The 10,861-nt window shown below is 71.8% G+C and carries 9 protein-coding genes; 3 read left to right on the forward strand and 6 right to left on the reverse strand.

The window, feature by feature from the left end:
• Window positions 1-493: 493 nt before the first annotated feature.
• Together alc and allB are read right to left on the reverse strand one after the other, a co-directional pair.
• Entirely contained in the window at window positions 494-1,609 is a 1,116-nt protein-coding gene (gene alc / locus AC07F0_RS24140) for an allantoicase (protein ID WP_478981755.1), read from the reverse strand.
• Window positions 1,610-1,647: 38 nt separating this feature from the next.
• Window positions 1,648-2,988 carry an allantoinase AllB gene (allB, locus tag AC07F0_RS24145; protein ID WP_478981757.1) on the reverse strand — a complete coding sequence of 447 codons (1,341 nt, stop codon included), beginning with the start codon at window positions 2,986-2,988 and terminating at the stop codon, window positions 1,648-1,650.
• 266 nt (window positions 2,989-3,254) lie between these two features.
• Between allB and AC07F0_RS24150 the strand changes: the two genes are divergently transcribed.
• Window positions 3,255-4,052 carry an IclR family transcriptional regulator gene (locus AC07F0_RS24150; protein ID WP_436726355.1) on the forward strand — a complete coding sequence of 266 codons (798 nt, stop codon included), beginning with the start codon at window positions 3,255-3,257 and terminating at the stop codon, window positions 4,050-4,052.
• A gap of 298 nt (window positions 4,053-4,350) precedes the next feature.
• Here AC07F0_RS24150 and AC07F0_RS24155 read toward each other — a convergent pair whose 3' ends face one another.
• The gene (locus AC07F0_RS24155; protein ID WP_478981759.1) at window positions 4,351-4,644 is read right to left on the reverse strand and encodes a DUF5955 family protein; all 294 of its coding nucleotides are present in this window, start codon (window positions 4,642-4,644) and stop codon (window positions 4,351-4,353) included.
• 231 nt (window positions 4,645-4,875) lie between these two features.
• Between AC07F0_RS24155 and AC07F0_RS24160 the strand changes: the two genes are divergently transcribed.
• Both AC07F0_RS24160 and aceB read left to right on the forward strand, forming a co-directional pair.
• Complete coding sequence (locus AC07F0_RS24160) at window positions 4,876-5,490, forward strand: nucleotidyltransferase family protein (protein WP_478981761.1); 615 nt, start codon at window positions 4,876-4,878, stop codon at window positions 5,488-5,490.
• A 207-nt stretch (window positions 5,491-5,697) separates the two neighbouring features.
• On the forward strand, window positions 5,698-7,323 hold the full coding sequence (gene aceB / locus AC07F0_RS24165) for a malate synthase A (RefSeq protein ID WP_478981763.1): 1,626 nt from the start codon (window positions 5,698-5,700) through the stop codon (window positions 7,321-7,323).
• A 4-nt stretch (window positions 7,324-7,327) separates the two neighbouring features.
• Here the strand turns inward: aceB and AC07F0_RS24170 are convergent, their stop codons facing one another.
• From AC07F0_RS24170 to AC07F0_RS24180, 3 genes are all read right to left on the reverse strand, one after another.
• On the reverse strand, window positions 7,328-7,621 hold the full coding sequence (locus AC07F0_RS24170; RefSeq protein ID WP_020271934.1) for an Rdx family protein: 294 nt from the start codon (window positions 7,619-7,621) through the stop codon (window positions 7,328-7,330).
• Complete coding sequence (locus AC07F0_RS24175; RefSeq protein WP_436726350.1) at window positions 7,618-8,532, reverse strand: HipA family kinase; 915 nt, start codon at window positions 8,530-8,532, stop codon at window positions 7,618-7,620. The genes AC07F0_RS24170 and AC07F0_RS24175 overlap by 4 nt, the downstream gene beginning before the upstream one ends.
• Before the next feature lie 247 nt (window positions 8,533-8,779).
• Window positions 8,780-10,846, reverse strand: coding sequence for a beta-galactosidase (locus tag AC07F0_RS24180; RefSeq protein ID WP_478981764.1), 2,067 nt, complete (start codon window positions 10,844-10,846; stop codon window positions 8,780-8,782).
• Between the last annotated feature and the right edge of the window lie 15 nt (window positions 10,847-10,861).

The following is a 10,861-nucleotide window of genomic DNA, read 5'->3' on the forward strand; positions in this document are numbered from 1 at the left end:
CGGTGCGGCGCGCCCCCGGCGCCAAGCCACCGGCGCCCCCAGGCCGGCACGCCCCCAGTGCAAAGCCACCGGCACGGCCAGACCGGCCCCTGGGGCAGGACCACCAGTGCCACCGGTCGCGCGCGCCCCCAGTGCAAAGCCACCAGCACAGCCAGGCCGCCCATGGGGCAGGACCACCACTGCCATCGGTCCGGCGCGCCCCCGGGTGCGAAACCACCGGCGCTGTCAGGCCGGCGCCCCATCGGGAAGGGCCACCGGCACCCCGTCGGTGCGGCGCGCCCCCGGCACCAAGCCACCGGCGCCCCCAGGCCGGCACGCCCCCAGCGCAAAGCCACCGGCACAGCCAGACCGGCCCCTGGGGCAGGACCACCACTGCCGCCGGTCCGGCGCGCCCCCGGGTGCGAAACCACCGGCGGCGCCGATCCGGCGTGCCCCCCCCCGGCACGAAACCACCGGCGCCATCAGACCAGCGCCCCCCGGCGCGGGGGCGCGCTCAGCCCCCCAGCTCTTGGTGTCGTGCCGCGAGGTGCCTCGTGCCGTCGTCCGTCAGGGAGCCGAACAGCCGCAGTCGGGAGATGCCGCCGTCCGGGAAGATGTCCACGCGCGCGTGCGTGCCGACGGCCGGGGCCGGGAGGACGAAGCGGTGGTTGGTGTCGGGCTGGAGGCGCGTGCGGGGCAGGATCTCCCGCCACTCGCCGTCCTCGCCGTCGCGCACGGACACCGCGGCCCAGCCGGCGCTGTTGCCCTTGAGATACGCGGTGTCGATCTCCAGGGCGCGGATCTCGGACTGGGCGGCCAGCCGGTAGCGGATCCAGTCGTGGCCCTGGTCGCGGCGCCGCCGGGTCTCCCAGCCGTCGTCCATCTTGCGGGAGCGGCCCGGCTGGATGGTGTTGGTGGCGGGTGAGTAGAAGAGGTCGGAGGCGTCCTCCACCTGGCCGCCGTTCTCCAGGGCGACGACGTCGAAGGTGCCCAGTACCTCGAGCCACGCGGGGTCCGGGACGACCTCGCCGTGGACACGCAGGCGTGCGATGCCGCCGTCGGGGTGCTGGTTGACCCGCAGATGGGTGAAGCGCTGCTCGACGGCGACGGGGAAACCGTTCGCCGCGTGACCGCCGACCGGGGTGCGCGGGACCAGGGTCGTCCACTTCACGTCGTCCCCGAGGAGCTCCTCCGGCGACGGGGAGCCCGGCACGCACGTGCCCTCGACGGACACGGCCTGCGGGTAGTTGCCGCGGAAGTGCGCGGTGTCGACGACGATCCCGCGCACCACGCCCGGGGCGCCCAGGCGGACCAGCGCCCAGTCGTGGTCCTCGGCGGCCGGCCACGGGTGCTCCCCCGACGCGCCCCGGCGGCGCCGCGTCTCCCAGCCGTCCATGATCTTGCCCTTGTGCCCGAAGTGCTCCGGGTCGAACTCCGCGCGCTCGGGCACCAGCAGGTTCTCGCGCTGGGCGAAGAACTCGTCGTTGGCGGCGATGACACCGGCGCCGAGACGCCGGTCGGCGAGGTTGGCGTACCGGGTGAAGGGGAAGTCGGCGGTGCGGTAGTCCGCGTACGGGTCGCCGCCTCCGTAGGGGTTCGCGTCGCCGGTGAAGCTGGGAATCGCCGTCACGATGATCAGGTCTTCCTTTCGGATGTCCGGGTGTGGATTCAGTTGGTCCGGGTGAGGAGCCGCCCCTTCGGTTCGGTGAACTCGCCGTCCGCGACGATGCGCTGCCCGCGCAGCCAGGTGGACTTCACGACGCCGTACAGGGTCTTGCCGGCGTAGGCCGTGACGCGGTTGCGGTGCTGCAGGGAGGCCGGATCGACGGTGAAGGTCTCGTCGGGGGCGAGGACGGCGAAGTCGGCGTCGCGGCCCACCGCGATGGCGCCCTTGCGGTCGTCGAGCCCGACGAGTTCGGTCGTCCGCGCGGACATCCAGCGGACGACGTCCTCCAGTCCGTGCCCGCGCCTGCGGGCCTCGGTCCACACCGCCGGCAGGCTCAGCTGGAGCCCGGAGATGCCGCCCCAGGCGGTCGCGAAGTCGTCGGTCTTCAGGTCGGCCGTGGACGGGGAGTGGTCGGTGACGACGCAGTCGATGGTGCCGTCGGCCAGCGCCTGCCAGAGCAGGTCCTGGTTGGCGGCCTCGCGGATCGGCGGGCAGCACTTGAACTCGCTCGCGCCGTCGGGGACTTCCTCGGCGGTGAGGGTCAGGTAGTGGGGGCAGGTCTCCACGGTGATGCGGACGCCCTCCGCCCGCGCCTCGGCGATCATCGGCAGGGCGTCGCTGGAGGACAGGTGCAGGACGTGCACGCGCGCGTGCAGGGCCTTCGCCTCGCGGATCAGCCGGGCGATGGCGGTGTCCTCGGCGTCACGGGGGCGGGAGGCGAGGAAGTCGGCGTACCTGGGGCCGGGCCGCTGGGGTGCGGAGGCGAGGCGGTGGGGGTCCTCGGCGTGCACGATGAGGAGGCCGTCGAAGGCGGCGATCTCGGCCATGGCGCGGGCGAGCGGGTCCCGCTCCAGGTGCGGGAACTCGTCCACGCCGGACGGCGACAGGAACGCCTTGAAGCCGAAGACGCCGGCCTCGTGCAGCGGGCGCAGGTCCTTGACGTTGTCCGGCAGGGCGCCGCCCCAGAAGCCGACGTCGATGTGCGCCTTGTCGGCGGCGACCTGCTGCTTGGTCCGCAGGTGCGTGACGGTCGTGGTGGGCGGGAGGGAGTTGAGGGGCATGTCGACGAGGGTCGTGATGCCGCCGGCCGCGGCGGCGCGGGTGGCGGTCCAGAAGCCCTCCCACTCGGTGCGGCCGGGGTCGTTGACGTGCACGTGGGTGTCGACCAGCCCGGGCAGCAGGACGTGGTCGCCCAGGTCCTCCAGGCGGGCGGTCTCCGGTACGGGCGCGTCGTACGGGAGGACGGCCGTGATCGTGCCGCCGGCGACCGCGACCGAGGCGGCGCGGGTCCCCTCGGGCGTGATGACACGCGTCGAGCGAAGCACCAGTTCAGCGTCGGACACCCGAACCCCTCACTTCCACTTGCGTCCACTTGCTTTCGCTTGCTTCCGCGTAACGGAATTCAACTTTCTGTTGAAGGAGTCTTCACTCCCTCTCCCGCGCCGTCAAGGGCACACTGGACCACCGCACCCGCCGTACGGCCACCCTGGACGTTTCCGCAAAGCGGAATTACAATTCCAGTACGCAGAACGTAGCTACGTACCAGCGGGGAGTCAACCGACTGCCGGGTAGGCTTCTGCTCTTCCGCCAGTCCCGAAAGGAACGCGCCGTGCCGACGTCCAGCGCCAGCACCACCGGCTCCGCCCGGTCCTCCGCCAACGGCGGGGTCCAGTCCCTGGAGCGCGCCTTCGACCTGCTCGAACGGATGGCGGACGCGGGCGGCGAGGTCGGCCTGAGCGAGCTGTCCGCGAGCAGCGGGCTGCCGCTGCCCACGATCCACCGTCTGATGCGCACGCTGGTGGCCTGCGGGTACGTACGGCAGCAGTCCAACCGCCGGTACGCGCTCGGCCCGCGCCTGATCCGCCTCGGCGAGTCCGCCTCCCGGCTGCTGGGTACCTGGGCACGGCCCTACCTCGCCCGGCTGGTCGAGGAGACCGGCGAGACGGCGAACATGGCGTTGCTGGACGGGGACGAGATCGTCTACGTGGCGCAGGTGCCGTCGAAGCACTCGATGCGGATGTTCACGGAGGTCGGCCGGCGCGTGCTGCCGCACTCCACGGGTGTGGGCAAGGCCCTGCTCGCCGGTTTCCCGCCGGAGGAGGTGCGGGCCCTGCTGAACCGTACGGGCATGCCCGCCGCGACGGAGAAGACCATCACGACGCCCGACGGGTTCCTCGCGGCACTGGAGGACGTGCGCCGGCAGGGCTACGCGATCGACGACAACGAGCAGGAGATCGGCGTCCGCTGCCTTGCGGTATCGGTGCCCGACTCCCCCACGGCCGCGGCCATCTCCATCTCCGGCCCGGCGGGCCGGGTCACGGAGGCGGCGACGGAGAAGATCGTGCCGGTGCTCCAGCAGGTCGCGGGCGAACTGTCCGAGGCCCTGGCCGCCCAGAGTCCCGCGTAGCTCCGACGCCGCCGTCCGGACACCCGGTCGGACACCCGCCCACTACCGGACCGGACGACCGAGGCGGCTCACTTCAGGACCGACGCCCCCTAGCCCGTGTCCGCAAAGTCCCGCCTGCCCCGCGACGCCTGGCACGCTCCCCCACTGCCTCAAGGGCGTGGGAGGTGCCCCACTCGCCGCACCGGACGAAGCCCCGAGTACATCCAGTACGAGGGACTCCGCCCGGCGCACCGAGAGCACGCACCAGACGCCGCGGAGCCCGCCCTCCGGGCGGACGACGGGACTTCGCGGACACGACCTAGCCCTGCCCTCGCACCGGCCCTCCGAAGAGGTCGACGGCGTGGCGGACCTCCGTCAGCTCCGGGGAGAGCGCGCTCACCGAGCCGATCGCACCCGCGATCAGCAGGAGGGAACGGCGCAGCCGCGGGATCTCCGGGGTGCCGTCGGCCGCCATCGCGTCCAGGGCGGCCAGTTCCTCCTCGGCGATGGTCCGGTCCGCGAACTCGCCGGGATGCGCGGCGAGCCGGCGCCGCAGCCGGGCGACGGCGGAGCGCAGCTCCGTCACGCGCGCGTCGTCGCCGCCGCCGGTCACAGACTCCTGCCGCCTCTGCTCAACGCTCCGCAACACAGTCCTCCCCCTCGCACTCCCTCGTGCGCGTGCCCTTCCGACGCGAAGTCCCCCACACCGGGCGCCGGTCGGCCGCCCGGCCGGTCGGTGCGGGCGACAGTAAACGACGCGGGCCACCAGGCGCCAGTCCATTGCGTCATCGACTTGTTTCGCTGCGTGACTTCTCGGCCCGAGGTCGTACGGTATGCAGGTTTCATGACGACATGGGAGACGAGGAACAGGACGGGTGCGGTTGCGGGGGTACTGCTGGCCGCCGGGGGCGGCCGGCGGCTCGGCGGGCGCCCCAAGGCACTGCTCACCCACCGGGGACGCCCTCTCGTGGAGCACGCGGTGCGGGTGTTGCGCGAGGGCGGCTGCGAGCGGGTCCACGTCGTACTGGGCGCACGGGAGGACGAGGTCCGGGCACGGGCCGTACTGCCGGGGTGCGTACTGATCCCGAACCCCGACTGGGAACAGGGCATGGGGACGTCCCTGCGGGCCGGGCTGGACTCGCTCGCGGGCACGGGCGCGACGGCCGCCCTGGTCTTGCTCGTCGACCAGCCCGGCATCGGCCCGGAGGCGGTGGCCCGGGTGCTCACGGCGTACGAGGACGAGAAGTCGCTGGTGTCGGCCGCGTACGACGGGGTGCGCGGCCATCCGGTGTTGTTCGGCGCCGCCCACTGGGCCGGTGTCGCGGCGACTGCGACCGGGGACCGGGGGGCACGCGCCTATCTGAAGGAGCGCGAGCCGGGGATCACGCTCGTCGAGTGCGGGGATGTGGCCCGGCCCTTCGACGTCGACACCGAGGCCGATCTGACCCACCTCGAGTGAGCGGGGTGGCACGGAGCGCCACCTTTCCTCGACCCGGAGAATCTCGACATCAACAGACGATTGAACTTCCACCATGAGGAAACTAGTATCCACTGTTCAGAAGCGCCCGAGGCCCCCGCGGGCGCCGAACGCCGTATCCGGGAAGACTGGCACCCGGTGCCGAACCGCCGGCTCGTCTTCACAGCTCGCTGAAGGAAGTGACCGTTCATGTCCGCACCAGCGCCGTCCCCGCTGGCCATCGTCGACGCCGAACCCCTGCCCCGGCAGGGGGAGGTCCTCACCGAAGCGGCGCTCGCCTTCGTGGCCGAACTGCACCGGCGGTTCACGCCCCGGCGTGACGAACTCCTCGCCCGCCGCGCCGAGCGCCGCGCCGAGATCGCCCGCACCTCCACCCTCGACTTCCTCCCGGAGACCGCCGCGATCCGCGCCGACGACTCCTGGAAGGTCGCCCCGTCCCCCGACGCCCTGAACGACCGGCGGGTGGAGATCACCGGCCCGACCGACCGCAAGATGACCATCAACGCCCTTAACTCGGGCGCGAAGGTGTGGCTCGCGGACTTCGAGGACGCCTCCGCGCCCACCTGGGAGAACGTGGTCCTCGGCCAGCTCAATCTGATCGACGCCTACACGCGGAACATCGACTTCACGGACCCGAAGTCGGGCAAGTCGTACGCCCTGAAGGCGAACGAGGAACTCGCCACCGTCGTCATGCGCCCGCGCGGCTGGCACCTGAACGAGCGTCATCTCGTCGACGCGCACGGCACCCCCGTGCCCGGCGCGCTCGTCGACTTCGGCCTGTACTTCTTCCACAACGCCAAGCGCCTGCTGGGCCTGGGCAAGGGCCCGTACTTCTACCTGCCCAAGACGGAGTCGCACCTGGAGGCCCGCCTCTGGAACGAGATCTTCGTCTTCGCGCAGGACCACCTCGGCATCCCGCAGGGCACCGTGCGCGCGACCGTACTGATCGAGACGATCACGGCCGCGTACGAGATGGAGGAGATCCTCTACGAGCTGCGCGACCACGCCTCCGGGCTGAACGCGGGCCGCTGGGACTACCTGTTCTCCATCGTCAAGAACTTCCGGGACGGCGGCGCCAAGTTCGTCCTGCCGGACCGCAACGCGGTGACGATGACGGCCCCGTTCATGCGCGCGTACACCGAACTGCTCGTCCGCACCTGCCACAAGCGCGGCGCCCACGCGATCGGCGGCATGGCGGCGTTCATCCCGTCCCGCCGGGACGCGGAGGTCAACAAGGTCGCCTTCGAGAAGGTCCGCGCCGACAAGGACCGCGAGGCGAACGACGGTTTCGACGGCTCCTGGGTCGCCCACCCCGACCTGGTGCCGATCGCCATGGAGTCCTTCGACAAGGTCCTCGGCGACAAGCCCAACCAGAAGGACCGGCTACGCGAGGACGTCGACGTCAAGGCGGCCGACCTGATCGCGATCGACTCGCTGGACGCCAAGCCGACGTACGCGGGTCTGGTGAACGCCGTGCAGGTCGGCATCCGCTACATCGAGGCCTGGCTGCGCGGCCTCGGCGCGGTCGCGATCTTCAACCTGATGGAGGACGCCGCCACCGCCGAGATCTCCCGCTCCCAGATCTGGCAGTGGATCAACGCGGGCGTCGTCCTCGACAACGGCGAGCAGGTCACCGCCGACCTGGCCCGCACGGTCGCCGCCGAGGAGCTGGCGAACATCAAGGCCGAGATCGGCGAGGAGGCCTTCTCGGCGGGCAACTGGCAGCAGGCGCACGACCTGCTGCTGACGGTCGCCCTCGACGAGGACTACGCCGACTTCCTGACGCTGCCGGCGTACGAACAGCTCAAGGGCTGACCACTCAGTCCGCGGACGGTTCGGCGGACGGCTTGTCCGAGTGGCCCAGGGGTTTGCCCGGGGCCACTCGGTCGCGTACGGCCCGCTTCACGGCCGTCGGCTCGGGGAAGCCCTGCTCGCGGCGGTCCCAGACGACCTCGTCGCCGACGCGTACGACGAACACCCCGCCCGTGCCGGGTTTCAGCGCCAGCTCCGTCAGCTCGGACTCGAAAGTCGTCAGCAGCTCCTGCGCCAGCCAGGCGGCGCGGGGCAGCCAGCGGCACTGGGTGCAGTACTCGATCTCGACACGGCCACTCATCCGAGGTGCACCGACCAATCCTGTTCGGCCGCGGGCTTGCCGTGCAGGTCGGGGACCTGACGGAGCCACGCGGGGCGTCCTTGCCGGCTGCGCGCCGCCCGGCGGGCCTCCTCGGCGGCGAGCTCCTCGCGGCCGGGGAAGTCGGTGGGCAGCCAGGCCCCGGAGGCCCGCACGCGCGCGTGGAGGTACGCCACGTACGCCTCGCGTGCCTCCTGCGGGCCGGCGAAGCCCGGCTCGTCCGCGAGCCAGGCGTCCGGGACCTCCGCGAGGATCCCGCGCAGCAGCTCCTCGGTCACCCGGGGAGCGAGCTCGGCGTCGGCGGCCCGCACATCCGGCCCGTAGTGGCCGAGGGCGTGGTGCCGGAAGTCGTAGGCCTTGGCGGGGTCGGTGCCGTCCCAGCGGTGGTGGAAGACGAGCGCGGCACCGTGGTCGATCAGCCACAGGCGCGGGGGCGCGACGCCCAGGGTGGGCCAGACCATCAGGTTGGAGCTGTGCACCGTGCGGTCCACGTTCACGGTCAGGGCGTCGAGCCAGACGATCCTCCCCGCCTCCAGGGGATCCACGGGGAAGACCCGCGCGATCTCCGGCGTGAAGTCCCGGGCGCCCGGCAGGTGGTCCATGCCGAGGTTCACGCCCGCGCTGGCCGCGTGCAGGCCCCGCACCTCCTGATGCGGCTCGTCCCGGGCGATCACCGGGTCGAAGTGCACCAGCACCAGTTCGGGGAAGCGCAGCCCGAGGGCACGGGCCAGCTCCCCCACGATCACCTCGGCGACCAGCGCCTTGCGGCCCTGCGCGGATCCGGTGAACTTCACGACGTAGGTGCCGAGGTCGTCGGCCTCGACGATTCCGGGGACGGAGCCGCCGGACGTCAGGGGTGCGACGTAACGGGTCGCCGTGACCTCTCTCAGCATTCCCTCAGGCCATCCACTTCATTGACCTTGCAATCCACGGTCGACCTCGGAGGCGCCCAGCAGCGGGAATGGCCCGTCACCAGCCCTGGAGAGAATCCGGGGAGTTTCGACCGGCATCCACATCTCCCTGCCTCTCCAGCAGTCGGTCAACGGCCGTCCGCCCCTTGCCGCCGGCCTCCGGCATGAAGTGAGCATAGTAAACCGAGGGTGATCGCCGGCGAGGAGTGCCCGAGCCACCGCGCCACGGTCACCACGGTTCGGCCATCGGCTCACGGACGACCGCGACACCTCCCGCGGGGACGGTGACCGAGCCCACGACCCGTTTCCCGGTGAGGAGTTCGACCCCGTCGGCCGGGATCTCGGCGCCGCTGCCGGTGTGGTCGATCAGGAAGAGGTAGTCGGCGTCCGTGCCGCGCCGCCTCACCACCTCGACGCCGGCCGGAACCTCGCGCTCCGGCTGTACGCCCGCGTCCTGGCGGATGCGCTCCAGGACGGCGGCCAGAGTGGTGGGGTCCGGGTGGGTGGCGATGTACCAGGCGGTGCCGCTGCCATACGTGTGGCGGGTGATGGCCGGGACGCCCGCGAGCGCAGCGAGATGGGGGTCCCCCCGGCCGAAGGCTGGGGAAGGTCCGTCGGCGTAGGTGGCGATGGCCTCCGCCCCGGTGAGCCGGAGGCGTTCGGTCCACAGGTCGGCGATCGCGTCCTGCGGGACCTGCCCGGCCAGGCCGACCGACTGGCCGGGCAGCAGGGGGAACGGCTCGTCGCCGTGCACCCCGAGAATCTCCCGGAAGGCGCCCGGGTAACCGCCCAGGCGTATGTGGCAGTTCTCGTCCACCGCGCCGCTGTGGAAGCCCACGGCCAGGGTGCCGCCGCGCTCGGTGAACGCCGCCAGGTTGGCCGCTCCCGCGTCGTCGACCAGATACAGGCTGGGGGCGAGGACGAGCTGGTAGCGGTCGAGGTCCGGGGAGCCGGGACGTACGAAGTCGACCGCCACGCCGGCCCTCCACAGCGGTGCGTACCAGTCCCTCACCAGGTCCTGGAAGCGGAGTTCGCTGCTGGGCTGGCTGGGCTGTTCCATGGCCCAGCGGGCGTTCCAGTCCCAGACGATGGCGACCTGGGCGGGGCTGGTGCTGCCGCGGACTTCGGCGAGGGCGCGCAGGTCGGCTCCGAGCTGCACGACGTCCTGCCAGATGCGGCTGTCGGTGCCCGCGTGCGGCAGCATCGCCGAGTGCCACTGTTCGGCGCCCGCCTTCGCGGCCCGCCACTGGAAGTAGGCGATGCCGTCGGCGCCGTGCGCGACATGGGCGAGCGCGTTGCGGCGCATTTCGCCGGGCCCCTTCGCGCGGTTGACGGGCTGCCAGTTGATGGCTCCCGTGGAGTGTTCCATCAGCAGCCAGGGTCCGCCGGCCAGGGAGCGCATCAGGTCGCCGCAGAGCGCGACGTCGATCTCCGGCTCCGGGTCGGTGGAAAGCAGGTAATGGTCGTTGGAGACGATGTCCAGCTCGGGGGCCCAGCGCCAGTAGTCCATGGCGTCGAAGTTGTGCATCACCATGAAGTTGGTGGTGGCGGGGATGCCCGGGGCGGCGCGGCGGAGTACGTCGCGCTCGGCGGTGAACAGTGACAGCAGTTCGTCCGAGCAGAAGCGGCGCCAGTCCAGCTGGTGGGTGGGATTGGGGTCGGCGCCGGTGGCGCGGGGCGGGATGATCTCGTCCCAGTCGTAGTACCACTGGCTCCAGAAGGCGGTGCCCCAGGCGTGGTTGAACGCGTCCAGGTCATTGCCGTACTTCGCCCTCAGCCAGTCCCGGAAGCCGGCCGCGCTGGCGTCGCAGTAGCAGGCGGCGTTGTGGCAGCCGTACTCGTTGTGCACGTGCCACATGGCGACGGCCGGATGGTCGGCGTACCGCTCGGCCAGGGCGCCCGCGATGCGAAGCGCCGCGGTGCGGTAGGCGGGGCTGGACGGGCAGAACGTCTGGCGGCTGCCGTACGACAGCGTGCGTCCGTCGCGGTCGACCGGCAGTGCCTCAGGGTGGGCACGGAAGAACCAGGCGGGCGGGGCGGCCGTCGGGGTGGCGAGGTCGGCGGCGATGCCGTTGTCGTGGAGCAGATCCAGGATCTTGTCCATGCGGGAGAAGTCGTAGACGCCCTCGGACGGCTCCAGCAGGGCCCAGGAGAAGATACCGACGCTGACCATGGTCACCCCGGCCTCGCGCATCAGCGCCATGTCCTCGGCCCACACCTCCTCGGGCCACTGTTCGGGGTTGTAGTCGGCGCCGTAGGCGATGCCGGGCAGGCGAAGACGGCGTTCGGTGCTCACAGGTGGTGCTCCGGG

It is taken from the genome of Streptomyces sp. NPDC045955, assembly GCF_056430805.1.